Origin of the sequence: Streptomyces purpurogeneiscleroticus, assembly GCF_020024005.1 — a bacterium.
In the GTDB taxonomy this organism is placed as follows: Bacteria; Actinomycetota; Actinomycetes; order Streptomycetales; family Streptomycetaceae; genus Streptomyces; species Streptomyces purpurogeneiscleroticus.
Genome location: NZ_NHSG01000258.1, coordinates 1 through 26,665, shown reverse-complemented (window position 1 = coordinate 26,665; position 26,665 = coordinate 1). Strand labels below are relative to the sequence as shown.

At 71.5% G+C, this 26,665-nt stretch carries 25 protein-coding genes; 6 read left to right on the top strand and 19 right to left on the bottom strand.

The annotated features are described in order from the left end of the window. Positions 1-72 precede the first annotated feature (72 nt). Entirely contained in the window at positions 73-1,209 is a 1,137-nt protein-coding gene (locus CCS38_RS16745; protein ID WP_223734079.1) for a baeRF2 domain-containing protein, read from the bottom strand. 400 nt (positions 1,210-1,609) lie between these two features. Between CCS38_RS16745 and CCS38_RS16740 the strand changes: the two genes are divergently transcribed. Further along, complete coding sequence (locus CCS38_RS16740; protein WP_372457093.1) at positions 1,610-3,706, top strand: catalase; 2,097 nt, start codon at positions 1,610-1,612, stop codon at positions 3,704-3,706. A 62-nt stretch (positions 3,707-3,768) separates the two neighbouring features. Here CCS38_RS16740 and CCS38_RS16735 read toward each other — a convergent pair whose 3' ends face one another. From CCS38_RS16735 to CCS38_RS16720, 4 genes are read right to left on the bottom strand one after another with little or no spacing between them, the layout of a single operon-like run. Beyond that, on the bottom strand, positions 3,769-3,987 hold the full coding sequence (locus CCS38_RS16735) for a CDGSH iron-sulfur domain-containing protein (RefSeq protein WP_223734077.1): 219 nt from the start codon (positions 3,985-3,987) through the stop codon (positions 3,769-3,771). Next, positions 3,968-4,621 (bottom strand): HemK2/MTQ2 family protein methyltransferase, encoded by a 654-nt coding sequence (locus CCS38_RS16730; protein ID WP_223734076.1) that lies wholly within the window; start codon positions 4,619-4,621, stop codon positions 3,968-3,970. The genes CCS38_RS16735 and CCS38_RS16730 overlap by 20 nt, the downstream gene beginning before the upstream one ends. A gap of 52 nt (positions 4,622-4,673) precedes the next feature. Then, positions 4,674-5,687, bottom strand: coding sequence for an iron-containing redox enzyme family protein (locus CCS38_RS16725; RefSeq protein ID WP_223734075.1), 1,014 nt, complete (start codon positions 5,685-5,687; stop codon positions 4,674-4,676). Between the two features lie 55 nt (positions 5,688-5,742). Further along, positions 5,743-6,531, bottom strand: a complete 789-nt coding sequence (locus CCS38_RS16720; protein WP_223734074.1) for a SigB/SigF/SigG family RNA polymerase sigma factor — start codon at positions 6,529-6,531, stop codon at positions 5,743-5,745. A 362-nt stretch (positions 6,532-6,893) separates the two neighbouring features. Between CCS38_RS16720 and CCS38_RS16715 the strand changes: the two genes are divergently transcribed. Then, on the top strand, positions 6,894-7,235 hold the full coding sequence (locus tag CCS38_RS16715) for a DUF6479 family protein (protein WP_223734073.1): 342 nt from the start codon (positions 6,894-6,896) through the stop codon (positions 7,233-7,235). 213 nt (positions 7,236-7,448) lie between these two features. Continuing rightward, a complete protein-coding gene (qcrB, locus tag CCS38_RS16710) occupies positions 7,449-9,143 on the top strand; it encodes a cytochrome bc1 complex cytochrome b subunit (protein WP_443742957.1) in 1,695 nt (564 codons plus the stop codon). 7 nt (positions 9,144-9,150) lie between these two features. Here qcrB and ctaF read toward each other — a convergent pair whose 3' ends face one another. Both ctaF and ctaD read right to left on the bottom strand, forming a co-directional pair. Next, a complete protein-coding gene (gene ctaF / locus CCS38_RS16705; protein ID WP_223734071.1) occupies positions 9,151-9,534 on the bottom strand; it encodes an aa3-type cytochrome oxidase subunit IV in 384 nt (127 codons plus the stop codon). After that, complete coding sequence (gene ctaD, locus CCS38_RS16700) at positions 9,531-11,240, bottom strand: aa3-type cytochrome oxidase subunit I (RefSeq protein ID WP_443742956.1); 1,710 nt, start codon at positions 11,238-11,240, stop codon at positions 9,531-9,533. Before ctaD ends, ctaF begins: the two co-directional genes overlap by 4 nt. 256 nt (positions 11,241-11,496) lie before the next feature. Here ctaD and CCS38_RS16695 point away from each other — a divergent pair, with 256 nt between their 5' ends. Next, complete coding sequence (locus tag CCS38_RS16695; RefSeq protein WP_223734070.1) at positions 11,497-13,554, top strand: phosphocholine-specific phospholipase C; 2,058 nt, start codon at positions 11,497-11,499, stop codon at positions 13,552-13,554. 21 nt (positions 13,555-13,575) lie between these two features. Here CCS38_RS16695 and crcB (CCS38_RS16690) read toward each other — a convergent pair whose 3' ends face one another. The 11 genes from crcB (CCS38_RS16690) to CCS38_RS16640 all read right to left on the bottom strand — a co-directional run bounded on the left by crcB (CCS38_RS16690) (position 13,576) and on the right by CCS38_RS16640 (position 23,201). Next, positions 13,576-13,950, bottom strand: coding sequence for a fluoride efflux transporter CrcB (gene crcB / locus CCS38_RS16690; protein WP_223734069.1), 375 nt, complete (start codon positions 13,948-13,950; stop codon positions 13,576-13,578). Beyond that, a complete protein-coding gene (crcB, locus tag CCS38_RS16685; protein WP_372457092.1) occupies positions 13,947-14,432 on the bottom strand; it encodes a fluoride efflux transporter CrcB in 486 nt (161 codons plus the stop codon). Before crcB (CCS38_RS16685) ends, crcB (CCS38_RS16690) begins: the two co-directional genes overlap by 4 nt. An 84-nt stretch (positions 14,433-14,516) precedes the next feature. Then, positions 14,517-14,708, bottom strand: coding sequence for a DUF6381 family protein (locus CCS38_RS16680; RefSeq protein WP_031061614.1), 192 nt, complete (start codon positions 14,706-14,708; stop codon positions 14,517-14,519). A 128-nt stretch (positions 14,709-14,836) separates the two neighbouring features. Further along, entirely contained in the window at positions 14,837-15,103 is a 267-nt protein-coding gene (locus tag CCS38_RS16675; RefSeq protein WP_223734068.1) for a DUF4235 domain-containing protein, read from the bottom strand. Beyond that, positions 15,100-15,522, bottom strand: a complete 423-nt coding sequence (locus CCS38_RS16670) for a DUF3618 domain-containing protein (protein ID WP_223734067.1) — start codon at positions 15,520-15,522, stop codon at positions 15,100-15,102. Before CCS38_RS16670 ends, CCS38_RS16675 begins: the two co-directional genes overlap by 4 nt. Further along, positions 15,519-15,890, bottom strand: a complete 372-nt coding sequence (locus CCS38_RS16665; RefSeq protein WP_223734080.1) for a phage holin family protein — start codon at positions 15,888-15,890, stop codon at positions 15,519-15,521. Before CCS38_RS16665 ends, CCS38_RS16670 begins: the two co-directional genes overlap by 4 nt. Positions 15,891-16,062: 172 nt before the next feature. Next, positions 16,063-17,226 (bottom strand): YihY/virulence factor BrkB family protein, encoded by a 1,164-nt coding sequence (locus tag CCS38_RS16660; protein WP_372457091.1) that lies wholly within the window; start codon positions 17,224-17,226, stop codon positions 16,063-16,065. A 106-nt stretch (positions 17,227-17,332) separates the two neighbouring features. Then, the gene (locus CCS38_RS16655) at positions 17,333-20,830 is read right to left on the bottom strand and encodes a phosphodiester glycosidase family protein (RefSeq protein ID WP_223734065.1); all 3,498 of its coding nucleotides are present in this window, start codon (positions 20,828-20,830) and stop codon (positions 17,333-17,335) included. A 118-nt stretch (positions 20,831-20,948) separates the two neighbouring features. Further along, positions 20,949-21,656: a B3/B4 domain-containing protein gene (locus CCS38_RS16650; protein ID WP_223734064.1), complete on the bottom strand. Its 708-nt coding sequence runs from the start codon at positions 21,654-21,656 to the stop codon at positions 20,949-20,951. A 31-nt stretch (positions 21,657-21,687) separates the two neighbouring features. Further along, complete coding sequence (locus tag CCS38_RS16645; RefSeq protein WP_223734063.1) at positions 21,688-22,335, bottom strand: FMN-binding negative transcriptional regulator; 648 nt, start codon at positions 22,333-22,335, stop codon at positions 21,688-21,690. A gap of 29 nt (positions 22,336-22,364) precedes the next feature. Further along, the gene (locus tag CCS38_RS16640) at positions 22,365-23,201 is read right to left on the bottom strand and encodes an EamA family transporter (protein WP_223734062.1); all 837 of its coding nucleotides are present in this window, start codon (positions 23,199-23,201) and stop codon (positions 22,365-22,367) included. Between the two features lie 133 nt (positions 23,202-23,334). Between CCS38_RS16640 and CCS38_RS16635 the strand changes: the two genes are divergently transcribed. Continuing rightward, on the top strand, positions 23,335-23,919 hold the full coding sequence (locus CCS38_RS16635) for a helix-turn-helix domain-containing protein (protein WP_223734061.1): 585 nt from the start codon (positions 23,335-23,337) through the stop codon (positions 23,917-23,919). Between the two features lie 62 nt (positions 23,920-23,981). Then, on the top strand, positions 23,982-24,368 hold the full coding sequence (locus CCS38_RS16630) for a VOC family protein (RefSeq protein WP_223734060.1): 387 nt from the start codon (positions 23,982-23,984) through the stop codon (positions 24,366-24,368). 21 nt (positions 24,369-24,389) lie between these two features. Here CCS38_RS16630 and CCS38_RS16625 read toward each other — a convergent pair whose 3' ends face one another. Further along, complete coding sequence (locus CCS38_RS16625; protein WP_223734059.1) at positions 24,390-26,483, bottom strand: ATP-binding protein; 2,094 nt, start codon at positions 26,481-26,483, stop codon at positions 24,390-24,392. Positions 26,484-26,665 lie beyond the last annotated feature (182 nt).

Here is a 26,665-nt window from a genome sequence, read left to right as displayed (position 1 = left end):
GCTTTCCCCGGGTGCCCGCCGGAGCCTGCGCATAACGCCCGGGCGGCGGCCCGTCCGGGCGGATACGGGAGCTCAGTGGGTCACGGGCGTGGACCAGCGCAGCACCGCGCCGAGGCCGCCGGGCGGCACCGGGTCGCGGTGGTGCAGCAGTACGGCCTGCGCGCCGTTGGCCACGGCGGACCGCAGCAGGGCGTCGTCGGCACGGGCCGGCGCGGGGTGCAGCTCGCCGAGGTACTGCATCTCCGTGCCGCGCACGGCCAGCTGGTCGGGGTCGGGGCCGACCCAGACCTCGCGGCCGGCGTCGCCGCCGTCGGGGCTGATCAGCAGCGTGTCGATGCGGTGCTCGCGGGCCGCCTCGACCAGGGAGGGCACGCCGGAGGTCACCGAGGACTCGCCGTCGCTGCGGCCCGCGCCGGTCTGGAAGCGCTCCACGGCGTCCATGACGTGGTCCTGTTCGAGCCCGGCACGTACCTGGGCGATGTCCCGGTCCAGCCGGGTGCTGTCGGCGCCGGAGGCCCGGCCGCCGTGCTCGCTCTCGTACGCGACGCCGCGCAGCCGGTCGGGGAGCCGGTCGCGCACCGCGCGGCGCTCCCGGGCGTCGCCGACCAGCAGCAGGAGGTCGGCGCCGGCGTGCTCGAACGCCTGGCTCGCGGCCTCGGCGATCTCCCCGGCGTTCTGCTCCCAGGTGTTCTCGACCTTGAGCTGGAAGTGCCGCTCGGACCAGTCGCTGCTGGTCGTCCGGTGCACCGGGTAGTCGGCGCCGCTGACCGTGCCCGCCCTCTCGTGCGCGGTGTCGCTGCGCAGCTCGAAGTCGGCGCCGGTCCGGTCCACGTACACCACGAGGCAGACGGGGTTCTCGCCCAGCGCGTCCAGCAGCGGGGCCAGCCGGGGCACCGGCGACCAGGTGGCGCCCCGCATTGTGGGCGGCCCGGCGAGCGGGGTGTCCAGGACGACCTCGCCGCCGGTGGCGAAGACGGCGCGGCCTGCGTGGGCCAGCGATTCGCCCGGCCTGCGGAGGGTGATCAGGGCGTCGTGCACGGCGCAGCAGGTGGCGGCGTCGGCGCCCTGGCCGGACAGCTGGTCGGCCGCTTGCTGTGCCGACAGCTCCTGCTGCTTGGCCGCGTCCTCCGTGCCGTGCGAGACATCGGCGTAGACGGACGCCCAGGGTCCCGGTCGTTCGATGAGCGGTTGCAGGAGCGAGAGTCGCATGGCGCTTCCTCCTCGGAATGGGGCGTTCACCAGGTACAAGGGCCGCGAAGGAGGCTTCGCGGGCCGTGGTATTCCGCTCTTCAGGGGCGTCGTCGCCGCGGTGGCTGAAGCGATGGCCGAAGCGGTGGCTGAGGGGGTGGTTCCATCACTCTTCGGGGTGCCCTCTTTGTCGCTGTTCATGCAGTTCGCGTTCGCTGCACCCCGCCGGTTCGAGCGGCCTCTCCGAGGCCGCCACGGCCCCGGAATCAAGGGGTTTTCGGGGCTCGCCCTTCTGGGCCAGCCAAGGTTTCTCCACCTCGGATAACGGTTACTTGGCGAGCCGAGACACATGCCCCCAGGCGCCCTCGTCGGCGACTCCAGCACGGCGCGGAGCGGGAAGGAGCCTACGGAGATGTCGGAGATGGCGGACAGGAAACAGGAGCAACGGGAGGGGTTCTACGCGGACGACGCGAGCGAGGGGCCACTGACCACCGACCAGGGTGTGCCGGTCGACCACACCGATGACTCCCTGCAGGTGGGCGAGCGCGGGCCCACGCTGATGGAGGACTTCCACTTCCGCGAGAAGATCACGCGCTTCGACCACGAGCGCATCCCGGAGCGCGTCGTGCACGCGCGCGGCTCGGGCGCGTACGGATACTTCCAGCCGTACCGGTCCTGCGCGGAGTTCACCCGGGCCGCGTTCCTCCAGGACCCGGACGTCAGAACGCCGGTGTTCGTCCGCTTCTCCACCGTCCAGGGGCCGCGCGGCTCGGCCGACACGGTGCGTGACGTGCGCGGATTCGCGACCAAGTTCTACACCTCCGAGGGCAACTACGACCTGGTCGGCAACAACTTCCCGGTCTTCTTCATCCAGGACGGCATCAAGTTCCCCGACTTCGTGCACGCGGTGAAGATGGAGCCGCACAACGAGATGCCCACCGGCGCGTCGGCCCACGACACGCTGTGGGACTTCGTCTCGCTGCAGCCCGAGACGCTGCACACGATCATGTGGCTGATGTCGGACCGCGCGATCCCGCGCAGCTACCGCATGATGCAGGGCTTCGGCGTGCACACCTTCCGCTTCGTGAACGCGCAGGGCAAGGGCACGTTCGTGAAGTTTCACTGGAAGCCCAAGCTGGGCGTGCACTCGCTGGTGTGGGACGAGGCGCAGGAGGCACAGGGCCGCGACCCCGACTTCAACCGCCGCGACCTGTGGGAGTGCATCGAGGCCGGTGACTACCCGGAGTACGAGCTGGGCGTGCAGCTGGTGCCGGAGGAGGACGAGCACAACTTCGACTTCGACCTGCTCGACGCCACGAAGATCATTCCCGAGGAGCAGGTGCCGGTACAGCCCATCGGGCGGATGGTGCTCAACCGCAACCCCGACAATTTCTTCGCCGAGACCGAGCAGGTCGCCTTCCACACGGCCAATGTCGTCCCCGGTATCGACTTCACCAACGACCCGCTGCTCCAGGCCCGCAACTTCTCCTACCTGGACACCCAGCTGCTCCGGCTGGGCGGCCCGAACTTCGCGCAGATCCCGGTCAACCTGCCGGTGGCGCCGGTGCGCACCAACCAGCGCGACGGCTTCCACCAGAGCAAGATCCACCGCGGCACCACCAGCTACACCAAGAACTCCCTGGCCGGCGGCTGCCCGGCGGTGGCCGGTGCCGACGAGTCGGCCTTCCGGCATCTGACCGAGGCGGTCTCCGGGCACAAGATCCGCAAGCGCAGCGACAGCTTCCAGAACCACTACAGCCAGGCCGCGATGTTCTGGCACAGCATGACCGAGTGGGAGCAGCGGCACATCGTCGAGGCGTACCGCTTCGAGCTGGGCAAGGTGAACGCGAAGGAGGTCCGCGCGCGGGTCGTCGAGCAGCTCGCGCGGGTCGACCACACCCTGGCCGTCTCGGTCGCCGAGGGCATCGGCGTGGCCCCGCCGGAGCGTCAGCAGACTCCGGAGGTGACGCCCTCCCCCGCGCTGAGCTTCGAGAACAACCGCGGCGACGGCTCGATCGCCACCCGTCAGATCGCCGTCCTCGTGTCGGACGGCGTGGACGCCGACCAGGTCGACACGATCCGCTCCGCACTCTCGGCGAAGGGCGCGAACGTCGAGGTCCTCGCGCCGCAGGACGGCGAGTTCACCGGCTCCGACGGCGTCACCCACCCCGTGGACCGGGCGCTGCCCACCGTCGCCTCGGTCCTCTACGACGCGGTCGTGCTGCCCGGCGAACCGGCGTCCGTGCCCCGCACGGCCCAGGACCCGGCAGTGCTGAAGTTCGTACGGGACTCCTACCGGCACGGCAAGGCGATCGCGGCGCTGGGCACCGGCATCGAGCTGCTGAAAATGCTGGAGCCGACCCGGCTGCGGACCGCCGACGAGAACGAGCACACCGTCTCCGACGAGGGCGTCGTCACGCACCACCCGGTGGGCCCGGCGAGCGAGCAGTTCGCGCAGGCGTTCATCGAGGCGGTCGGCGCACACCGGCACTGGAACCGGCCGCCGCTGCGGCTCTGACCGCCCGGCCGCCGCGGCTCCGGCCGCCTGGCGGCAGGCCCGCCACCGGCGCCGCACGCGCCTCAGCGTCGTGTGCGGCGCCGGTGGCTGGTGTCGCACCAGGGGTAGCTCTTGCTGCGCCGGCACCGGCACAGGGCCACGCAGAAGCGGTCGGAGGAGACGACGGTGCCGTCCTCCAGCCGCACCTCGACCGGTCCCTCCACCAGCAGCGGCCCGTCCTTCTCGAGGGTGAGGCGGCGTACGGCGCGGGGGTCCGCCGGTTCAGAGGCTTCGCTCGGCACGGATCACCACCAGCTCTTCCTTCTCCTCGTCGGGTGCCACCAGGCCCTGGCCGTGCAGCCAGCCCTGCCGCGACCGCAGGACCGGCCCGAACGGCACACAGCGGTGCTCCACCACCACGGCGTCCAGCCCCGCTTCCCGCAGCAGCCGCAGCGAGGGCCCGGTACCGCTGAGCGCGGAGTGCACGAGCAGCAGGACGCCGCCGGGCGCCAGCAGCCCCGGCGCCTCCCGGCAGATGCGGTCCAGCACCAGCCGCCCGTCGTGCCCGGCGTCCCAGGCCCGCGCGCTGCCCCGCCGGGGCAGCACCGCCTCGGGCGCCGGGACGTACGGCGGATTCGTCAGGATCAGGTCGAAGCACCGGCCGGCCACCGGCCCGAAGAGGCTGCCGCGCAGCACCCGTACGGGCAGCCGCGCCAGCCGGGCGTTGAGCCGGGCCGCGAGGACCGCGCGCCAGGAGATGTCGACGGCGGTGACCTCGCCGCCGCGCCGGGCCGCCGCGAGCGCCAGCGCGCCGGTACCGGTGCCGATGTCCAGCACCTGCGCACCCGGCACCAGCGGCTCGCGCTGCAGCGTGTCGGCCAGCAGCGCCGTGTCGTCCTGTGGGGCGTAGACCCCGGGAAGTGTTATCAGAGGCACAAAACAGAAGTACCCGGATAAATCGCTTTCAACGACCGGGGTGCGGGAGGCGTCACGGTACGTGCGCGAGGTCCGGCCCGAGTGCCACCCGCAGTGACGACTCCCCCGCCTGCCAAGCCGCCAGCAGCCGTTCGCCGAAGCGGTCCTCCAGGAAGCCGGTGGCGTCGATACCGAAGGCCACATCCCGCTCCAGGTGCGGCTCGGCCGCCAGCAGCCCGTCGACGACCTCGTGCCGTACGACCTGTTCGTGCACCGCGTCGGCCTCGACGTGCTCGGTGTAGAAGAACTCGGCGGCCGGGCCCGCGCCCGCGCGCCGCATCGCCGCGGCCAGCCGGCGGGACGCGGGCGAGGAGGTCACCTCGACCGCGGCGAAGTGCCCGACGAGCGCCCCGCGCAGCGCCCGGTGCAGTCCGAAGAGGGACATCAGGTTGACCAGGGCGAGCATCTCCGCGCTGCCCGCGTCGAGGTAGCGCCCGTACGCGGTGTCCAGGCCGAGGTCCGTCATCAGGTCGGCGAAGAGCTGTGCGTGTACCCGCTCGGCGCGCCCGCCGCCGAACTCGTCGAACTCCACCGCCGCCATCCCCGCCTTGGCCCGCCCCCACAGCCGCGGCAGCACCCAGGCGTGCGGATCGGCTTCCTTGAGGTGGTACAGGCTCCGCTGGGCGGCGTACTCGCGCAGCTGCTCCCGGGTGCCGGAACGTTCCAGTACATGGGGCACGCCGTCCCCGCCGACCGGCTCGACCAGCAGCTCGTCCAGCGCTTCCGCCGCGCTCTCGTGCCGCGTGGCGTCGGCCCGCAGCGCGTCGAGGAAGCGCCGCTCCAGCACGGCGCGGAGGCGCAGCAGGTCGGGGTCCCACTCCAGCGCGGGGTCCACGCCGGCGAAGCCGCGGTAGTGCAGTTCGTAGGCCACATACAGCCCCAGCTGCAGGTCGTCGCCGTACGGATCGGCGGTGGCGGCCGCGTCGCCGGCGGCCGGCGGGCCGCCGCCGCGCAGCGCGCTGATCACGGCCGCCGAGACCGGACCCCGGTCCCGCGGCAGCTCGGGGCCGGTCGGCTCGTCACTCATCGCTGTACTCCACCCCTGGACGTCGTCGGTGACTCTCACGGCCACCGGGTGCCCGTCACGCCTGCGGTGTCACCTCGACGCGCACCAGGCGGCAGCAGCGCTGCAGGATGCGGGAGACGTGCATCTGCGAGATGCCGACCTCCTCGGCGATCTGGCTCTGCGTCATGTCGCGGAAGAACCGCAGGTAGAGGATGGCGCGGTCGCGCGGCGGCAGGGACCGGAGCACCGGCGCGGCACACAGCCGCTCCTCGACCAGCTCCAGCTCCGGGTCCTCGTCCCCCAGGAAGTCGGCGAGGTGGAAGGAGTGGCCCGCGTCCGTGCTCATGGGGCACTCCAGCGACAGCGCCGTGTACGCCCCCTGCGCCTCCAGGCCCAGCACCACGTCCTCCTCGGACAGGCCGGTGTGCTCGGCCAGGTCGCCGATGGTGAGGGAGCCGGAGCCGTTGCGGAATTCCAGCGCTTCGCGCGCCTGGTGGACGGTGGCCCGCAGCTCCTGCGTGCGGCGCGGCACGTGGACGGCCCACAGGTCGTCCCGGAAGTGCCGGCGCAGTTCACCGAGGATCGTCGGGATGGCGTACGCGGGGAACGGCGTGCCCGAAGTCGGGTCGAAGCGGTCGACGGCCTTGAGCAGGCCCACCGCGGCGACCTGCCGCAGGTCCTCCTCGGTCTCGCCGCGCCCGCTGTAGCGGCGGGCGAGCCGGTTGGCCATCGGCAGCCAGCCGCAGACGATCTCCTCGCGGATCCGCTTCCTGACCGGCCCGTCCGCCAGCTCGGCCAGCTGGGCGAAGGCGGCGTCGGTGTCCGGGGCATCCTGATGGCGGCGGAGCGCGGTGGTGGCGGCCATGGCCCTTCCCTTCCGTCGGGATTCCGGCACCGGCAGATCCGCCGGGAACAGCGGCTTTTACCGACCGTTACCGGCTGCCGGCCAGTTTTTACTTTCCGGCTGAAACACTTGTTTTCCAAACCACCGGCCGGGTACCCGGACATACGAGCACCGCCCGGCGGCGAATCCTCGGCTCACTGTCCACATTTTCTCACTTCGCCGCCCGGCGCACCGTGGGCGCCGTTTTCCGCAGCCGTTCACCGGCGCGGTGCGGCGGAAGCGCCCTGGCAGCAGCGCGCGCAGCCCCGATACGGCTCGGAAATCCCCACTCGGCCGAATGTGTGACACGTGTCGTTTCCGGTATTGGCGGGTACCCGGCCGACATGACCAGCTATGAGTCCCTGGCGGCTCCCAACCGCGATCTGCTCGTCGGCATCGGTCCGGCCGTAGTGGGCATCCTCGTCGTGCTCCTGCTCATCGGCGCCGTGGCCCTCGGCCTGCGGCGCAAGCGGTCCCGGCCGGCCGCCCCCGAAGAACAGCCGAAGGCGCCCAAGGACCCGCGCGGATACGAAACGGGAATGCGCACGGGTGATGAGGTCACACCGGACGGCCACCGCCGCACCCCGTACGAGTTCGACGGCACCCGCGGCACGCGCCCGGACGAGGAGGGCAAAAAGCCGGGGAAATGGCAGGAGGGCCACAGCGGCTCCTTCGGTAACGGCTGAGGTCCCGGGCGGGCGGCGCCGGTCCGGCGTCCGCCCGTAAGGCGACCGGGCGCGGAGAACGCGACCGGCCGCATTCAGTCATGCCTTTCTCCGCCCATTCCCATACCGTTCGGCGCCGCTCCGCCGAACGGCTGAACAACCGGCCGCGGGACGGCCGCGCGGTTCCTTTCCGGATTGTCTCCGAGCCGCACCGGTTAGCCATCCAGGCAAGTCATGAGCGGCGGCCGGGCCGGGGGCCCGGGAGGGAGTCCGGTACAGGTGTTCCGACGGCGCGGGGCCCGGTCGGCAGAGCGGGCCGAAGGGGCGGCCGGCACCGGGTTCACCGCCCTCGACCGGCGGCTGCCCCTCGCCGAGGGCGGCAAGGCGCTGCTCCGCAAGGCATTCCCCGACCACTGGTCCTTCCTGCTCGGGGAAATCGCGCTCTACAGTTTCGTGGTGCTGGTGATCACCGGCACCTATCTGACGCTGTTCTTCGACCCGAGCATGGCGGAGACCGTCTATCACGGCCGGCACCTTCCGCTGGACGGCACGCGGATGTCGCACGCGTACGCCTCCACCCTCGACATCAGTTTCGAGGTGCGCGGCGGGCTGCTCATCCGGCAGATTCATCACTGGGCGTCCCTGGTCTTCCTGGCCGCGATCGGCACCCATCTGTTCCGGGTCTTTTTCACCGGGGCTTTCCGGCGGCCGCGCGAGCTGAACTGGATGGTCGGCGTCACGCTTTTCATGCTGGCGATGCTGGAGGGTTTCGCCGGTTACTCCCTCCCGGACGATTCGCTCTCCGGCACGGGGCTGCGGACCGCGAATGCCATCGTGACCTCCATTCCCCTCGTCGGCAGCTATCTCGATTTCTTCCTCTGGCAGGGCGCATATCCCGGAACGGCCATCATTCCGCGGCTCTACGTCATGCACATCCTGCTGGTCCCGGGAATCATCGTCGCGCTGCTCAGCCTGCATCTGCTGCTCGTGGTGACCCTGAAACACACGCACTGGAACAGGCCCGGCCACACCAACAGGAACGTGGTCGGACAGCCGATGGTCCCGCACTTCACCGCGAAGACCACCGGCCTCCTGCTGATGATTTTCGGCGTACTTTCCTGCCTCGGCGCGCTCGCCCAGATCAATCCGGTCTGGGACTACGGCCCGTACCGCCCGGATCAGGTGTCCACCGGCGTCCAGCCCGACTGGTACGTGGGATTCCTGGAGGGCGGCCTGCGGCTCATGCCGCCTTTCGAGACGAACCTGTGGGGCCACACGGTGATGTGGAATGTCTTCATTCCCACGCTCGTGCTCCCCGGCCTGCTGTTCTTCGCGCTGTACCTCTATCCCTTCTTCGAGCGCTGGGTGACCGGGGACCGCGCGGAGCACCATCTGTGCGACCGGCCGCGGAACCGCCCCACCCGTACGGCGCTCGGCGTGGCCGCGCTCGTCTTCTATGCCGTGCTGCTGCTGGCGGGCGGCAACGACGTCATCGCCTACTCCTTCCGGATCTCGGTCGACGCGCTCACATGGGTGCTGCGGATCGCCCTCGTCCTCGGGCCGGTCGTCGCCTTCTGGCTCACCAAGCGGCTCTGCCTCGCCCTGCAGGCGGCGGACCGCGAGCTGCTGACCGAGGGTGAGGAGACCGGGGAGGTGACCCAGAGCGTCTACGGGGCGCTCGGCGAAGGGCACACCGGCGTCTCCGCCGAGCGGAAGTACGTCATCCTCGTCCGCGACGTACCCGAGCCGCTGCCCCGCCCGGCGGCCGGTCTCACCTCGCGCGGGCAGCGGCTGCGGATCGCGCTGAACGGCTGGTACTACCGCGATCACGTCCCGCTGCCGGCCGACCCCGAGCAGCGGCTGGAGATCGGCAAGCGCACCGCGAGCCCGGACCGGGAGCCGGCCGAGGCGCCGGACACCGCTCAGTAAGAACCCGTCAGCGGTCGTGGAACTCGAAGACCATCCCGAAGGCGCCCGCCATCAGCAGGCCGAAGCCGATCAGGAACAACCACAGCCCGAAGACGATGCCCAGTCCGGCGACCGCGGCGCCCAGCGCGGTCAGCGGCGGATAGCCGCTCTTGGGCGGGAAGAAGTCCAGCCGGCCGGCCCGGTGCATGACCTCCCCCCGCCGGTCGTCCTCCGGCCGGGCCCCCTTGCGCCGGTGGTTCATCGCGCAGAAGACGGACACCACCGCGGCCATCAGGCAGGACACGGTCAGCGCCGCCACGCCCGCCGGCTCCAGGGTGGCCAGCGCGTACACGACGTCCACGACGAAGAAGAACGCCGCGACCCCGCCGAACAGATATGCCTCGGCCTTCATCGGCGCTGCTCTCCGTGGGTGTCGGGGGTCGGCTCCACCGTTCCGTGCTCCCCCGCCGCCGGCCGGTACGCCTCGGGATGGTGCAGGTCGAAGGCGGGCGAGTCGGAGCGGACGCGGGGCAGCGCGTGGAAGTTGTGCCGGGGCGGCGGGCAGGAGGTGGCCCATTCCAGTGACCGGCCCCAGCCCCAGGGGTCGTCCACGCCGACCTTCGCCGCGTACTTGGTGGTCCGCCAGACGTTGTACAGGAACGGCAGCGTGGACAGCCCGAGGAGGAAGGAGCCGAGGGAGGAGACGGTGTTGAGGGCCGTGAAGCCGTCGGCCGCGAGGTAGTCGGCGTACCGCCGGGGCATGCCGTTCGACCCCAGCCAGTGCTGGACGAGGAAGGTGACCTGGAAGCCGGCGAAGAGCGTCCAGAAGTGGATCTTCCCCAGCCGTTCGTCGAGCATCCGGCCGGTCAGCTTGGGCCACCAGAAGTAGAAGCCGCCGAACATCGCGAAGACCACCGTCCCGAACAGGACGTAGTGCAGATGGGCGACGATGAAGTAGGTGTCGGTGACGTGGAAGTCCAGCGGCGGGGAGGCGATCAGGACACCGCTCAGCCCGCCGAGCAGAAAGGTCACCAGGAAGCCGCCGGCCCACAGCATCGGCGTCTCGAAGGACAGCGAGCCCCGCCACATCGTGCCGATCCAGTTGAAGAACTTCACGCCCGTGGGCGCGGCGATGAGGAACGACATCAGCGAGAAGAACGGCAGCAGCACCGCGCCCGTGGCGAACATGTGGTGGGCCCAGACGGTCGCCGAGAGCATCGTGATGGCGATGGTCGCGCCGACCATGCCGACGTAACCGAAGACCGGTTTGCGGCTGAAGACCGGCACGATCTCGGTGATCACACCGAAGAACGGCAGCGCCACGATGTAGACCTCGGGATGCCCGAAGAACCAGAACAGGTGCTGCCACAGGACCGCCCCGCCGTACGCCGCGTCGAAGATGTGCGCGCCGAACTTCCGGTCCGCGAGCAGCGCGAAGAGCGCGGCGGTGAGCACCGGGAAGGCCAGCAGGGCGAGGATCGAGGTGAAGAGCACGTTCCAGGTGAAGATCGGCATCCGGAACATCGTCATGCCGGGCGCGCGCAGGGTCATGATGGTCGCGACGAAGTTCACCGAGCCCAGTGTCGTGCTGAGCCCGGACAGGATCAGGCCCGTCGCCCACAGATCGCCGCCCTCCCCCGGCGTGCGGACGGCGCCGTTGAGCGGCGCGTACGCGAACCAGCCGAAGGACGCCGCGCCCTGCGGCGTGAGGAAGCCGGCGACGACCATCAGGCCGCCGAAGAGGAACAGCCAGTAGGTCAGCGCGTTCAGCCGCGGGAAGGCGACGTCGGGCGCGCCGATCTGCAGTGGCATGACGGCGTTGGCGAAGCCGGCGAACATCGGCGTCGCGAAGAGCAGCATCATGATCGTGCCGTGGATGGTGAACAGCTGGTTGTACTGCTCGGCCGTGACCAGCTGCAGTCCGGGGCGGGCCAGTTCGGTCCGCATCAGCATGGCCAGCAACCCCGCGAACAGGAAGAACGCGAAGGACGTCACGAGGTAGAGGTTGCCGATCACCTTGTGGTCGGTGGTGGTCAGCCAGCCGCGGATCCGGCTGCCGGTCTCGATCCGGCGCCTCGCGGCGGCTGCCGCGCGCGCCTGCCGCTCAACGTGGACCACCGAGAGCCTCCGTCCGACCGGTCCGACATCCGCCAGCCTGTCACCACCTGGGGCGTTTGCCGCGGTCCGCAGCGCCCGGCGGCCGGCCGCCACCCGTAAGGAGCACCCACGGTTCGGCGCACGGTCAGGTCATCGGCACCTCTTCGTCACGCAATGATCGCGAGGCGGGGTTTCGCTGCGTGCACATACGCCGCAAGAATTGCCTGGCGCACCATGTGCCACTCTTACCCCCCACTTTTGAAGAGGTCATCCGCCCATGTCGCATCTGGACCGCCGCCGCTTCCTGCAACTCGCCGGAGGCACCGCGGCCTTCACCGCGCTGTCGGGCAGCATCGCCCGCGCCGCCGCGATCCCGGCACAGCACCGCTCCGGCACCATCGACGACGTCGAGCACATCGTCGTACTGATGCAGGAGAACCGTTCCTTCGACCACTACTTCGGCTCGCTCCGCGGTGTGCGCGGCTTCGGCGACCCGCGCCCCGTTTCGCTGCCCAGCGGCAAGACGGTGTGGCACCAGTCGGACGGCACGAAGGACGTGCTGCCGTTCCGGCCGGAGGCCGACAACCTCGGGCTGCAGTTCATCCAGGACCTCAACCACGACTGGGCCGGCAGCCACAAGGCGTGGAACGAGGGCAAGTACGACCAGTGGATACCCGCCAAGTCGGCGACGACGATGGCGTATCTGACGCGTGAGGACATCCCGTTCCACTACGCGCTCGCCGACACCTTCACCATCTGCGACGCGTACCACTGCTCGCTGATCGGCTCCACCGACCCCAACCGCTACTACATGTGGACGGGGTACACCGGCAACGACGGCACCGGCGGCGGCCCGGTCCTCGGCAACGAGGAGGCCGGGTACAGCTGGACCACCTACCCCGAGCGGCTGGAGAAGGCCGGCGTCTCCTGGAAGATCTACCAGGACATCGGCGACGGGCTCGACGCGGACGGCAAGTGGGGCTGGATCGACGACGCGTACCGGGGCACGTACGGCGACAACTCGCTGCTGTACTTCGACCAGTACCGCAACGCCAAGCCCGGCGATCCGCTGTACGACAAGGCCCGCACCGGAACGAACGTCAAGCAGGGCGACGGCCTCTTCGACCGGCTGAAGGCCGACGTCAAGGGCGGGAAGCTGCCCAAGATCTCCTGGATCGTGGCCCCCGAGGCGTTCACCGAGCACCCCAACTGGCCTGCTAACTACGGCGCTTGGTACGTCTCTCAGGTCCTGGACGCGCTCACCTCGGACCCCGAGGTGTGGAGCAGGACGGCCCTCTTCCTCACCTATGACGAGAACGACGGCTTCTTCGACCACGTCGTGCCGCCGTACCCGCCGTCCTCCGACTCCCAGGGCCGCTCCACCGTGGACGTCGGCCCGGACCTCTACAAGGGCGGCAAGGGGTACGCGGCGGGACCGTACGGCCTGGGCCAGCGGGTGCCGATGCTGGTCCTCTCCCCCTGGAGCAAGGGCGGTTACGTCTGCTCCGAGACCTTCGACCACACCTCCGTCATCCGCTTCATGGAGCGCCGCTTCGGCGTCCACGAGCCCAACATCTCGCCCTGGCGCCGCGCCATCTGCGGCGACCTGACCTCCGCCTTCGACTTCGCGCACCCCGACACCCAGCCGGTCACCCTCCCGGACACCGAGGGCTACCGCCCGCCGGACGGCGACCGGCACGACGACTACGTCCCCAAGCCGCCCGCCAACCCCTCCCTCCCCCACCAGGAGAAGGGCTCCCGCCCGGCCCGCGCCCTGCCCTATGCCCCGCACGCCGACGGCTCGGCCGACGCCGCGGCCGGGAAGTACACACTCACCCTCGGCGGCGGCGACAAGACGGGCGCGGCCTTCTACGTGACCGCGGGAAACCGCGGCGACGGCCCCTGGACCTACACCGCGGCGGCGGGCAAGCCGGTCACCGACACCTGGAACACCGCATACTCCAAGGGCGTCTACGACCTCTCGGTCTGCGGCCCGAACGGGTTCCTGCGCGTCTTCAAGGGGCCGGGGAAGACCGCGGGCCCGGAGGTGACGGCGCGCCACGACGGCACCACGGGCAACGTGCAGCTGACGTTCACCAACGCCGGCCGCTCCGACGTGGACCTCACGCTGGCCAACGCCTACGGCGGTCCCGACGAGACCTTCAAGGTTGGGGCCGGCGCCACCGTCACCCACACCGTCGACCTGCGCCCCAGCAAGCGCTGGTACGACCTGACGGTGACCTCCGAGGCCGACGCGGCGTTCCTGCGCCGCTTCGCCGGCCATGTCGAGACCGGCGAGGCGGGCGTGAGCGACCCGGCGATCCGCACGGACTGACCGGCATACGCGGCGGTGGGGCTATCCCCAGAGGGACTGCGCCACCGCCGCGCCCACGAACGCGGCCCCGAGCCCGGCCACCACGCTCGCGGCCGCGTTGGCCACGGCGAAGAAGCGCGCGCCGCCCTCGGCCAGCCGCAGCGTCTCGTACGAGAACGTCGAGTAGGTGGTCAGCGCGCCGCACAGGCCGGTGCCGAGCAGCAGCTGTACCTGGGAGGAGACGGCGCCCGCGGAGACCGCGCCGGTCAGCAGCCCCAGCAGCAGGCAGCCGACGACGTTGACGCTGAAGGTGCCCCAGGGGAACACCGTGTCGTGGCGGGCCTGGACGGCACGGTCGGTGAGGTAGCGCAGCGGGGCCCCGGCCATCGCCCCGACGATCACGAGCAGCCAGTTCACCGCGTCCGACCTCCGAGGATGCGCCGGGTGCCGGTCGCGGCGGCCCACACCGCGATCAGCGCGGTGAGCAGCGTCAGCGTCAGGTACGCCAGGCCAGTGGCGGCCTGCCCGTCCTGGAGCAGGCGCTGGATGTCCACGGCGTACGTGGAGAACGTCGTGAACCCGCCGAGCACGCCGGTACCGAGAAAGGGCCGGACCAGACGGTGCATGGACGGGACCCCGCCGACCACGGCCATGAGGGCGCCGATCAGGGCGCAGCCGAGCACATTGACGGCGAGTGTCGTCCACGGGAAGGCGCCGGGCGGCGTGGGCCACAGGAGTGAGGCGCCGTAGCGCGCCACGGCTCCGACGGCGCCACCGAGCGCGATGACGGCCACGACGGGTCCCTGCCGTTCCGGCAGGCCAGCGGGCCGCTGTGGGACGTGCAGATCGACGTCGGAGTCGACCGGTTCGTTCAGCTGGGAGGGGTGGGCTTCTGACACGTGTGCACTCTCAAAACGTCCGTCCGCCACGGGTGTGGCGGACGGACGTGACTGTAGAGGAGGGGAAGCCCCACTGCATCGGCCCTACTGCATCGGGAAGATGTCCCCGCTGCCCATGCTCGACTCCTGCTCCGCCTGGCTCTCCAGCTTGCGGGCCTTCTCCTGGAGCCGCTTGCGGTCCTGCGGGTCGCTGGTCCGTTCCGCGGCCTGGGACAGCTCCTTGGCCTTGTCCCGCATCTGCCGGATCCGGCCGCCGACCTCACCGTCCATGCCCATGTTCACTCCTTGCACGTCCGAGACACCACGTCCGAGACACCCGTCCGAGAGAACGGGCGGGCCCTCCCAGCGAACCAGCTCTCCGGGCCGGCCGCATCCCGGAAGGGCCGGCCGCCTTCCGGGAGAGGTCAGCCCGGCCAGGTACCGGTCATGCGCCGGGTGGCGGTGGCGCCGCCGCGGTCCATGGCGGCCTTGACGACGGCGAAGATGGCACCCTGCAGCGCCGCTGCCAGCAGCACTTCCTTCCAGGTGCGCTCCTCGTCTCTGGCGCTCGGGGTGTCCTCCTCGTGCCCGATCCGCTTCCACGTCTGCTTGAACAGCGCCCCGGCGATCATGCCGCTGCAGGCGCCCAGCGCCACTCCGACAGGCGTGTACGCGATCTTCGCTGCGTTCATCGGCTCCTCCTGCCACGGGTGCTGCAACGGGCGGCCCCCTGGAGGCGACGAACGCTCTGTGCCGCCTTGCCGCCCTGCTGCTGGCGCCGGCGCACCTGAAGCCAGACGAGGACCGCGGCGGCGGCCACGACCAGCGCCGGGACGGGGCCCCGCTGCGCCGCGTGGGCGGTGCTGTCCTGGAGCCGGGCCCGCGAGTGGCCCATGGCCTCCTGGACCTTGGCCTTGGCGTCATCGGCCTTGTCCTGGGCCTTGGCCTTGGCGTCGCCGGCCTTCTCCTTCGCGCGCGCCTTCACGTCCGCCTTGGCGGCCAGCTCCTCGACGGTCCGGCCCAGCTCCTCGCGGGTGTGCTCCACCCGCTCCCGCAGCTGCTCCGGAGTGGGGGACTCGGACGCATGCTTGTTCTGGGATTCAGCGGTCATCGGTGGGCCTTCTCCTTCATCTCGGCGACATCGGCCTTGACGCCGGCGATCGCCTCCTCGGGCATCGGCGGGGTCGCCCGGGCGATCTCCTTCTTGCCGGTCAGCGCCAGGATTCCGGCGACCGCGAGGAGCACGCCGGTGATGATCAGGGCCGATGCCCAGACCGGCAGTACCAGCGCGAGGGCGGCGATCATGGCGACCACCAGGGCTTCCAGCCCGAGGAAGCCGAGCAAGCCGGCACCGCCGAACATCCCGCCGCCGCGGCCGAACCGCTTGCCCTTCCGCGCCATCTCCGCCTGCGCCAGCTGCAGTTCCTCGCGTACCAGCTGCGAGACCTGCTGGGAGGCGCGGGAGACCAGCTCGCCCACCGAATCCTCGGTGTGCTGCGGCCCCGGCGCCGTGGCCGGATACGTGGGCGGTGTGCCGCGTACCGGCGTCCGCCCCTCGGGCTGCCGCGTCCTCCCGGAAGTGCTCGTCACCGTTTTCTCAGCAGTACTCATCACCGATCATCTGCCTTTCCATGGCCGCGTCGGGTGCGGATCACGCTTCGCCGGGGGTTTCGGCCCGCCGGCGTTCCTCCTCGCTCCACTTCGTGGTGTCGCGCGGCTCCACGTACGGCTCCTCCTGGTCGGGATGGCCACCGGCGACCGCCCGTTCCCGCGCCAGTTCGGCGTCGAATTCCAGGCCGAGCAGGATGGCCAGGTTGGTGATCCACAGCCAGACGAGAAAGATGATCACGCCGGCGAGGGTCCCGTACGTCTTGTTGTAGGAGGAGAAGTTCCCCACGTACACCGCGAAGCCGGCGGAGGCCAGCATCCAGATGACCAGGGCCAGGAAGCTGCCCGGGGTCACCCACCGGATGCCGCGGCTCTTCGCGTTGGGCGCGCCCCAGTAGAGGAAAGCGATCATGGTCGTGACCAGAAGCACGAGGACCGGCCACTTGGCGATCGACCAGACCGCCAGCGCGGTGTCGCCGAGCCCCAGCGCCGAGCCCACCTGCTGCGCGAGCCCGCCCGTGAACACCACGATGAACGCGCTGACGAGGGCCAGCAACATGAGCACCACCGTCAGGGCGAGCCGCAGCGGCAGCACCTTCCACAGCGGGCGGCCCTCGGCGACGTCGTAGACGGCGTTGGACGTGCGGATGAACGCCGCCACGTACCCCGAGGCCGTCCACAGGGCGATCAGCAGGCCGACGACCGCCACCAGCGAGCCGACGCCCGCGTTGCCCTGCAGCTGCGTCACGGCGTTGGTGAGTACCCGCCGTACGGTCCCGGGCGCCAGCTGTTGCAGCGTGTCCAGCACCCGCTGCACCGTCGACTCGCCCACGATGCCCAGCAGGGAGATCAGTACGAGCAGTGCGGGGAACAGCGAGAGCACGCCGTAGTACGTCAGTGCCGCCGCCCGGTCGGCCAGCTCGTCGTCCTTGAATTCCTTGACCGTGCCGCGCAGCACGGCCCACCAGGATTTCTTCGGCAGGCCGGTCGGCTCGTCGGGCGCCCGGTGCTTGACGAGCGGGTCGGGTCCCGGCCGGCCGGTCGATTCCGCGGACGGTTCCGTGCGCGAGGCCGGTTCCTGGCGCAAGGCCGGTTCCGCACCTGTTTCCTTCCGCGCTGCGGGTATCCGGGCCGCCGGTTCCCCGGGGCCCTCACCGGCGCGGTGAGCGGGGCCCTCCCGGCCCCCCGGTCGCGTTGTCCGTGCCATACGTCGTGGGTTACCGCCCGCCCCGAACCGAAACGGATTCCGCACCGCGGTCTCCGCGCCGGGTATTTCACCGGAAAACGGTCCGGGGCGGGCGGGAAAGGGCCGCTCAGCCCGCCCTGGCGGCGGATCCTGCCGCGGCCGGTACCGCGAAGGCGGCGCCGGCCGTGGCCCCGTTCACCGTGACGGCCAGCGTGGCCGTGCCCGCGCGCAGGGCGGTGAGCCGGCCCGTCGCCGGATCGTAGGCCGCCACATGGCGGCGCTTGGCGTCGGCCGGATCACCGATGTACAGATTCGGCGAGCCCGTCCAGTCCGCGCTGAGCGGGAAGCCGACCGGCACCCGGCGGGCGCCCGGCCCCTCGCCCTGCAGCACGGTCGCCCGCACCGCGTCGGAACTCCCCGCGGGCAGTTCGGCCGGTGCGGTGAGCGTGAGGCCGTCGACATGGGCGCGCGTCTGGACGGACACCCAGTCCGGGCCACCCTCCCACGGCCGGGCGCGGCTGCGTTCCCGCTCCTCCGCCGGCACCCGGTCCACGCCGACCATCGACCAGCCCGTGAACCCGCCCTCGCCGGCCGGTGCCGCGGGCGTCTTCCCCGAGTTGCCGTTGATCAGGTACGGCACGCCGTCCACGTGCGAGGCGTGGAAGACCCCGACGTGGGAGCCGATGAGCGCCGCGCCCTTGCCGGTCGTGCGCCGGAAGTCGGCGAGCCAGTTCTCCAGCAGCGCCGCCTCCTTGCGGTCGCCGAGCTGACTGCCCTGCTGCGGGGTGGGGTCGCGCGGCGGTACGTGCTGGACGACCATGACCGAGCCGATACGGGGATCGCGCGCCGCCCGGTCCAGTTGCTCGCGCAGGTTCTTGATCTGCGCGAACCCGCCGCCGCGCAGCCGGAGGCTGGAGGTGTCCAGGGTGAGGAAGCGGGTCCCGCGGTGGTCGAAGGTCCGCTGTGCCGCGCCGAATTCGGCGGTGAAATTGTCGATCCTGCCGCCCATCACCTCGTGGTTGCCCGGTACGTAGTACCAGGGCAGCGCGTCGCCCAGCTCCTCCTCCAGGATCTTGCGGGCGAACCGCAGGTCCTCGGGCGCGCCCTCGTCGACCAGGTCGCCGTTGATGACCAGGAAGTCGGGGCGGGCGGCCTTGATCTCCCGCAGGGTGCGCCGCGCCTGGGCGACGATCGGGCTGTCCGGCGAGCGGGCCACGAACTGCGCGTCGGACATCACCGCGAACCGCCAGTCCCGGCCCTCGGTCTCCGCGGCCGGGTCGATCAGCGGGTCGGGCCGGGCGGGCTCGGCCGGCAGGTCCACGGACGGCGGGACCTGCGCCGTCAGGCCGTCCAGGACGATCCTGCCGGTGTACTGGCGGCCGGCGCCGGTCTCCGCGAGGTAGAAGCGGTGCACCTGCAGCGGATGGGCGACACCCGCCGGGACCGCGAAGTCGATATGCCGCCATCCGGTCCGGGTGACGTACGGGCCGCGCAGCAGGACGTCCGAGCCCGCCGCGTCCTTGAGGTGGAGGGTCGGCCAGGCGCCGTGCCCGTCGCCCTTGAGCCACAGTCCGAAGGACTGGGCCTGTCCGTCGACGGGGATCCGCTGCGGCGGAGTGGCGTAGGCCGCACGGGTGGCGGTCGACTGTGTGAAGTCGTACGTCATCTCCAGGCCGGTGCCGGTGTGCCCGTCCGGCGTGGCGGCGAGCGATCCGGCGGCGCGGGCCTGGCTGAACTTCCAGTCGGCGGCGTCGTCGAAGGAGGCCAGCGCCTTCTCGGTGAGGCCGACGGTGACCGCGAGTACGGTACTGCGGCCCGCGACGGTGGCCTCGACCTGCCCGGCGGCCCGCGCGCCACGTGCCTTCACGGTGAACGTCCCCGTCCTGGGGTCCGGCGTGATGTCGAAGAGGGACCGGTCGTAGTCGAGCGTGACGTCGGCGGGCTCGACGGGTGCGCTGCTGCCGTGCGCGTCCAGCCCCACCAGGCCGAAGTTCCCGGTGGCACGCTCGTCGGCGAGCCCGACGGTCCGGTTGGTCGGCACGATCCGGTCGAGGTCGTCCAGGACGGTCAGCCGGATGCTGCCCCGCGCGTCCCCGCGCCGGGCGGTGACCTCGGTACTGCCGCTCCGCCCGGCGGTGAAGACGCCGTCCGCGCTCACCTCGCCGATGTGGGAGCCGGACGACCGCCATCGCGGCGCGCCCTTCGCCGGGCCGTACGTCTCGTCGTACCCGGCGGCGGACAGACGGCGCGTCAGCCCGGGGAACACCCGCTCCGGGTGGCCGCCCCGTACGGGGTCCACGCCCGGCGCGCCGCCGGCGTCCATGGCGGTCTCCACCCAGAAGCCGGTCAGCTCGCCGCTGCCCTGCGGCGCGGTGAAGGCCAGGCCGTTGGGCACCGTGCGCTCGCTGCCGTCGGACGGGCTGTTCTCCACCTGTACCGCGTCGCTGCCCGGCTCGCGGGCGACCAGCGAGGAGGAGCCGCCGCCGTCGAGGTTGAGCGCACTGTAGGAGCCGGCCCGCTGCATCATGAGGCCGAGTTCGGTGAGGGTGACGCCGCCGCTGTCGGCCTGCCGGCCGTCGACGGTCATGATCTGCATGGTGCGGCCGTCCTTGGAGAAGCCGACGGCGGTGCGCGGCGCGGCGGCGTTGTTGCCCTCGCCCTCGTGGCCGACCGGCTGCCCGTCGACGACGAGGAGTTCGCGGCCGCCGACGGCGGTGCGGGGCACCGGTCCGCCGTCCGTGCGCGGCCGGTACTCCATGGCGACCGGGTCGCCGACCGCGAGTCCGGCGAGCCGGTCCGCGCCCTGGTCACGGCCGATCAGTACGGTGCTGCCGGCCGGAATCGGGCCCTCGCCGGGCTCTGCGCGCACGGCGGTGACCCTGCCGTCCGCCACGGTCACTTCGGCGGTGCGCCGCGCGCCGTCCACGGTGAGGGCGCGGTCCGTCTCGCCCCACCGGTCGGTGTAGGCGCCGATGCCGTCGGCCGGCACATTGGCGGCGTTGAGGGCGCCGAGCGGGTGGGTGCCGTCGGGGAGCGTCAGGGTGCCGTCGAAGTAGAGCTGGAGGACGCGGCCGGCGTCCGCGGGGCCGATGCCGATGGCGCGGTGGCTGCCGGTGGCGGGCGAATGCGTCGGGCGGCCGTCGGCGATGCCGGGGCCGAGCGGGGCGCCGGTCTGGTTGATGTCGAAGAAGTCGCCGTTGATGGCGGCGACGGTGCGGCGGCCGGGCCCGGCGTCGTGTGCGGCCGCGAGTTGGGAGACCGGCGCTCGCGCGGCGACCTTTCCCGGGTAGAGGTAGTCGGCCTTGGCTCCTGCGGTCAGGTCGACGGAGAGCGAGTCGACACGGAGCCATTTGTCGGACTCCAGCCGGTCGTACGACGAGAGCCGGATGCCGGGGGCGACGGGCCGGGCGGTGCGGGCGGTCTCCAGCCCGTCGCCGTCGGCGACGGACGTGGGCGAGGGGGCTCCGGTCGCGGCCGGCGGCGCGACGGGCCGGAGCATCTCGGCGGAGGTACGGGGCAGGGGTTCGGGCGGCGCTGCGGCGGCGGCCGGGACGGCGGCGCCCAGCAGCAGCGCGGAGACTGCTGCGAGCACCGCCACGGGTCTGGCGGACACAACAGGGGGCACGGCAACTCCTGGAAGCGGACGGCACGTGCACTCTGCACGCGCTCAACCGCCCAGCATCCCGGTGCACATGACGGCCCACCAGAGCCCCGGAGTGCGGTGCCTGGTGAGGTACCGGGCCTCAGGCGTCGGCATGGGGCCGAGCGGGGCTGAGCCAGTGCACCGCGGTCCGGTCGGCGTGCGGGGCGAGCAGGCTCCGCAGCTCCTCGGCCGCGGCCTTGAGAAGGTGGCCGTCGCGGTCGGCGTGCAGCGTTTCGAGGACGAAGGCGACGTGGGTCGAATCCTCGGTGACACGGGTGCGGTGGGCGTCGCGGTGGTTCCAGTGGCGGGTCAGGACACCAGTGGTGTCGGCGTAAATGATCTCGCCGGGCTTGGGGTTCTCCACGGTGCCGGGCTCACCGAGCGGCGTGAACTCCTCACTTCCCCCCGCGTAACGGATCTCGACGTCACCGGTGACGTGGGCGAGGTCGAAGGCGCCGGCGGGCAGCCCGTGGCGGACGGAGACGGCGTTGTACGAGTCGACGGCCGGGTTGATGCGCGGCAGCGCCCCCTTCTTGGCCATGCGGCGGCCGAGCGCGTCGACGCTGGGACGGATGCGACGGGGGTTGGTCCCGAAGGAGCGGTAGGCGGTGTGCCACGCCTCGATGCGGGGATCGGTCTCATCGGCGGGCTGCCAGGCTCCGTCGGCGAGCTGCTGCTCCAGGTCCTCCAAAGCGGCGGCGGTGTCGGCCCAGGGCTCGCGGCCGCGCAGGCCCGCGGCGGTGACCAGGGCGATGAGGGTGTCGGGGAAGGCGTCGGCGACGGCGGGGCCGATGCGGAAGGCTGTCATGGGCGGGTTTCCGTTTCCTGTGTGCGTGGGGTCAGGGCTTCCAGGGCCCGATGCGGTCCAGGCGGCGCAGCTGCTGGCGTGCGGTGGGTACGTCCAGGCCCTGGGCGCGCTCGCTCAGCCGGTCCGCGACGGCGGCGCGCTGCTCGACGGGCTTGTGGTCGTCGTACTTGAACTTGGCCAGCACTTCGGTGACTTCGAGGCGCAGCCCGCGGATGCCGGGCAGCATCCGTCCGTAGGGCGGCTGTTCGGCGTCCACGGGGGCGTGGTCGCCGTCGGGCTGGAAGTGGGCGAGCTGGCGGCGCAGCAGTTCGGCCTTGGCTTCGGGGTCGTCGATGATGTGGGCGCGGCAGGCGAACCGGACGGCCGCGTAGTAGCTGGTGGGCACGCCGTCGGTGGGCGGAATACCGGGCTTGGCGCGCCAGGGGCCGGGAATGAAGGCGTAATCGCCGATGACGGTGAAGGTGACGTTCGGGTCGTGCTCGATCGCCCGCCAGACCGGGTTGGGCCGGGCGAGGTGGATCAGCAGCTGGTTGCCGTCGGTGGTGAAGTGGGTGGGAACGACGGCGGGCGGTTGGCCGGGCAGGCCGTTGACGCTCAGCTGCCCGAAGTCATGGCCGTCGGCGATCCAGGTCTGCCATTCGGCCTCGTCCAGGCCGGCGTCCCAAGGCTGGATGAACATGTGCGTCTCCTTGCGTGGTGGGCTGCGGCTCAGGTGAGGGCCAGGAGGCTGACGGCGACAGCGGCGGTGCCGAGGCCGACGAGCTGGCTGCGATGGATGCGTTCCGCGAGCACACCGCGGGCGAGCAGGACCGTGCCGGCCGGGTACAGAGCGGTGATCACGGCGACGACGGTGAGGTCGCCGCTGCGGGAGGCCAGCAGGAACAGCAGGTTCGCCACCGAATCCAGCACACCGGCGCCGGCCGACATCGCGTACGCGGGCTTCTCCGCGCCGAGCCTGCGGTACATGATCCCGGCCGCGATCAGGGTGACGGCCGAGGAGACCGCCCGGCCGACGATCAGCGGGCCCACCCCGCTGTCGGCGGGCGCCTGGTGCAGAAAGACCAGCTGAAGGGCGATGGCGGCGCCCGCGCCGAAGGCGAGCAGCAGCGCCGTACGGGACGGGCGCGCCGACCCTGCGCCGTGCCCTGCGCTGACCAGTACGACCGCGACGAGCGCGAGCGGCAGGCCGATCAGTCCGGCGAGGGCCAGGTGCTCGCCCTGCAGCAGCCCCACGGCGACGGGCAGCGCGGCGGACACCAGCGCGGTCACGGGCGACAGCACGTTCATCGGGCCGATCGCCAGCGTCTTGTACAGCAGGGCGAACGCGGTGGCCGAGGCGACACCGGAGGCGGCACCCCAGCCGAGGGTGGCGGCGCTGAACGAGGCGCCGAGCACCGGCCACAGCAGCAGTTCGACCGCGAGCGAGGCCGGCGCCGCGACCATCACGGTACGCAGCACATGTGCCTTGCGGGCGCCGAGACCGCCGAGGAAGTCGGCGCAACCGTAGGCGAGGGAGCTGCCCAGGGCCAGCAGTAGAGCGATCACAGTTGCATCCCTTACTATCAATGGAACGACTGAACCGTACAACGGACCGACCGCCGCATGTCAACCAAACGACCGCGCGGTACATTCCAGCGGTCCACTGACCCACTCATCCACTGGCGAAGATGGTGATCGGATGGCAGAGACCGAGGCAGCCTTGCGGACGCTGGCGCACAACGTCCGGGCGGCCCGCACCCGCGCGGGCCTGTCGCTGGACGAACTCGGCCGACGCGCCCAGGTCAGCAAGGGCGCCCTGGTAGCGCTGGAGAAGGCCCAGGGAAACCCGAACTTCGCCACGCTGGTGCGGCTGGCGGACACCCTCGGCGTCTCGGTCTCCGCGCTGCTGGAGGGCCGGACCGAAGGGCGCGTACGCGTCGCCTCCGCCGACGACCTGACCCCGCTGTGGACCGGCCCCGAGGGCGGCGAGGCCCGGCTCATGCTGACCACCTCGGGACCGGCCCCGGTCGAGGTCTGGCGCTGGAAGCTGGAGCCGGGCGAGGAGTACCCCAGCCACCCCCACCAGGCCGGCGTCGTGGAGACCGTCAGCGTCACGTCCGGCCGGATGACACTGGTCGTCGACGGCACGGAGCACCCCGTCGAAGCCGGCCAGACCGCCACCTTCGACGGCGACGCCGCCCACACCTACCGCGGCGCGGGCACCGGGACCTGCCACCTGATCATGACCGTCCACCTCCCGCCCGGCCCGGGCTCCCCGTCCTGACCCGACTGCTTGCTTAGGTTGGACCACCGAACCCCTAGGCCCGACGCACCGGAGAGCACCCCGTGAAGATCTACATCACCAGCGTCTTCGTCGATGACCAGGAAAAGGCGCTGCGTTTCTACACCGACATGCTGGGCTTCGAGAAGAAGCACGACATCCCGATGGGCGAGGCCCGGTGGCTGACCGTGGTCTCGCCGGAAAACCCCGAGGGGACCGAGCTGCTGCTGGAGCCCTCCGGCCACCCCGCGGTGCAGCCGTACAAAACGGCGCTGGTCAAGGACGGCATCCCGGCCACCTCCTTCGCTGTGGACGATGTACAGGCGGAGTACGAGCGGCTGCGCGGGCTCGGGGTGCGGTTCACCCAGGAGCCGGTGGACATGGGCACGGTCACCACCGCGGTCCTGGACGACACCTGCGGCAACCTGATCCAGATCGTGCACACCAAGTAGGCACTCGGCCCGGGCTGCGCATTACTCGAACGGGGCGATGCCGGTGTCCAGATCGGTTTCGTAGCCGGCGCGGAAGGCGAGCCGGTAGGCGTCGTCACCGAGGGCGGCGCGGGCCTGCTGTTCGCAGGCATGGCGGGCGGCGATCCAGGCGGGGATGCCGACCTGCCACCGGCCGCCCAGGGCGTCCCACAGCTGCTGGGCCAGGCCGAGCAGCCGGGCGACCTGCACACTGCCACCTTGGGCGGCCGCGGCCCGGGCCAGCACGTCGAGGGCCATGGCCATGCCCAGGCTGTCGTGCAACCGGTGCTTGACGTCCAGAGCCGACCGGGCGTGCTCCTGCGCGGCTGCCGGCCGGCCGCGCGCCAGCTCGGCCTGAGCGCGGAAAAGATCCCCCCAGGCCCGGAGACAGCGCTCGCCCAGCCGGTCACAGACGACGGTCAACTCGTTCAACGTGGCCATGGCTTCCTCGATACGCCCCATGGTGATGAAGGCATGGCTGTCGCACATCAGGGCCATCAAGGTGAGCAAGGTGGGCGGTTTCCCGCGTCCTTGCGGGACGCGCAGCTTCTCGGCCAAGGACAACGCCGGTACCAGGTCACCTTGCAGGATCGCCGCGTACATGGCCAGGGCCGCCGCAAAGAACGATTCGGTGTCGCCGAACTGCCCGGCTTCGGCGGCGCACTCGGCGGCCAGGGCCTCGATGCCGGTCGCATCCCCCAGGACAGACAGCGTCACGCCGCATGCGTGCAGCGCCCGGATCCGGACCGGGCTGGGCCGAGGGTCGGCGGCCAGCGCCCGTTCCAGGTAGTGCCTTCCTTCCTTGGGGAATCCGCAGCCGTGCCAGACGAACCACAGTGTCCCGGCCAGTTCCAGCGCGGTGCGGCCCTCCGACTCGGCCAGGGTGAACTCCAGGGCGACGCGTAGATCGTCGTGCTCGGCGTTCATCCGGTCGCTCCAGGCGAACTGGTCGGGCCCGATCCAGGCGGCCTCCCCGGCCCGGGCCAGCCGCAGGTAGTGGTCCCGGTGCCGGCGCCGCAGCGCGTCCTCTTCGCCCAGGCGGCGCAGCCATCCGGCACCGTACTCACGGAGGGTGTCCAGCATCCGGTAACGCTCGCCGCCGCCGGTCGGCGCCCAGGTCAGGATCGACTTGTCCGCCAAGGCGCCCAACAGGGCGGGGATCTCCTCGGTCGGCAGCCGGCCGTCGGCACACACGGCGAGGGCCGTCTCCGCGTCGAAGGCGCCGGCGAAGACGGACAGCCGCGCCCACAGCAGCCGCTCTGCCGGGGTGCACAGTTCGTGGCTCCAGCCGATGGCCGTGCGCAGGGCCTGGTGCCAGGGGGGTACGGCACCGGCCACGATGCCCTCGGTGTCGCCGAGGACGGCAAAACGGTCGTCGAGCCTTGCGGTCAGTTCCCGTACGGGCAGCTCGTCCAGCCGGGCCGCGGCCAGTTCCAGGGCCAGCGGCAGGCCCTCCAGTCGTCGGCACAACCCGATCACATCGGCCCGGTTGGCGTCGGTGACCGTGAAGCCGCGTACGGTCTCGGCGGCCCGTTCGACCAGTAGCGTCACCGCATCCGCCGAGCCCGCCGCCGGGCCGTCGGTCTCCGGGACCGGCAGCGGCTCGACCGCGAGCACCTGCTCGCCGACGACGTCCAGGACGCGGCGGCTGGTGGCCAGGATCCGCAGCCCGGGTGCGGCCCGTAACAACACCTCGACGGCCATCGCGCAGGCGTCGGTCAGATGCTCGCAGGTGTCCAGGACCAGCAGCGTTTCCCGCTCGGCGAGATACTCGGCGAGTACGTCGAGCACGGGCCGGGCTGTCTGGTCCACCAGCGGCAGTGCATCGGCGATGGTGTGCGCCAGCAGAATGCCCTCGCTCAGCGGCGACAACTCGACCAGCCAGGCGCCGTCCCGCAACCGGAACTGGAACTCGGCGGCGACAGCCCGGGCGAGCCGGGTCTTGCCGACGCCGCCCACGCCGGTGAGGGTCACCAGCCGGGACCGCTCGCACAGTGCCCGTAGGGCGTCCAGTTCCGCCCTGCGGCCGATCAGCCGTGTCGTCTCGGCAGGCAGGTTTCCGACCGGTTTCCCAGCCCGCGACCGCTCCGTCGTCATGCCGCCGTGCCACCCCGCACCTGTGCCGTTCCCTGTGCCGAACAGCAGTGTGCCAGCCTCTCTCACGGAGGGTCGCCCATTGTCCGAATCTGAGGACAGGCTCAGCCGTCGACAGCCTCGGCGCCGGCCTGGCCGCCGCGGCAATGTCCCACTTCCTCAAGAGCCCCTCCGACCCCAGTACC

Excerpts from the sequence above, each read along its gene's own strand:
- CCS38_RS16745 (WP_223734079.1), bottom strand. The coding sequence starts at position 1,209 with ATGCGACTCTCGCTCCTGCAACCGCTCATCGAACGACCGGGACCCTGG.
- CCS38_RS16740 (WP_372457093.1), top strand. The coding sequence starts at position 1,610 with ATGGCGGACAGGAAACAGGAGCAACGGGAGGGGTTCTACGCGGACGAC.
- CCS38_RS16725 (WP_223734075.1), bottom strand. The coding sequence starts at position 5,687 with ATGAGTGACGAGCCGACCGGCCCCGAGCTGCCGCGGGACCGGGGTCCG.
- CCS38_RS16720 (WP_223734074.1), bottom strand. The coding sequence starts at position 6,531 with ATGGCCGCCACCACCGCGCTCCGCCGCCATCAGGATGCCCCGGACACC.
- CCS38_RS16715 (WP_223734073.1), top strand. The coding sequence starts at position 6,894 with ATGACCAGCTATGAGTCCCTGGCGGCTCCCAACCGCGATCTGCTCGTC.
- qcrB (WP_443742957.1), top strand. The coding sequence starts at position 7,449 with ATGAGCGGCGGCCGGGCCGGGGGCCCGGGAGGGAGTCCGGTACAGGTG.
- ctaF (WP_223734071.1), bottom strand. The coding sequence starts at position 9,534 with ATGAAGGCCGAGGCATATCTGTTCGGCGGGGTCGCGGCGTTCTTCTTC.
- CCS38_RS16695 (WP_223734070.1), top strand. The coding sequence starts at position 11,497 with ATGTCGCATCTGGACCGCCGCCGCTTCCTGCAACTCGCCGGAGGCACC.
- CCS38_RS16680 (WP_031061614.1), bottom strand. The coding sequence starts at position 14,708 with ATGGGCATGGACGGTGAGGTCGGCGGCCGGATCCGGCAGATGCGGGAC.
- CCS38_RS16675 (WP_223734068.1), bottom strand. The coding sequence starts at position 15,103 with ATGAACGCAGCGAAGATCGCGTACACGCCTGTCGGAGTGGCGCTGGGC.
- CCS38_RS16670 (WP_223734067.1), bottom strand. The coding sequence starts at position 15,522 with ATGACCGCTGAATCCCAGAACAAGCATGCGTCCGAGTCCCCCACTCCG.
- CCS38_RS16660 (WP_372457091.1), bottom strand. The coding sequence starts at position 17,226 with ATGGCACGGACAACGCGACCGGGGGGCCGGGAGGGCCCCGCTCACCGC.
- CCS38_RS16650 (WP_223734064.1), bottom strand. The coding sequence starts at position 21,656 with ATGACAGCCTTCCGCATCGGCCCCGCCGTCGCCGACGCCTTCCCCGAC.
- CCS38_RS16645 (WP_223734063.1), bottom strand. The coding sequence starts at position 22,335 with ATGTTCATCCAGCCTTGGGACGCCGGCCTGGACGAGGCCGAATGGCAG.
- CCS38_RS16635 (WP_223734061.1), top strand. The coding sequence starts at position 23,335 with ATGGCAGAGACCGAGGCAGCCTTGCGGACGCTGGCGCACAACGTCCGG.
- CCS38_RS16625 (WP_223734059.1), bottom strand. The coding sequence starts at position 26,483 with ATGACGACGGAGCGGTCGCGGGCTGGGAAACCGGTCGGAAACCTGCCT.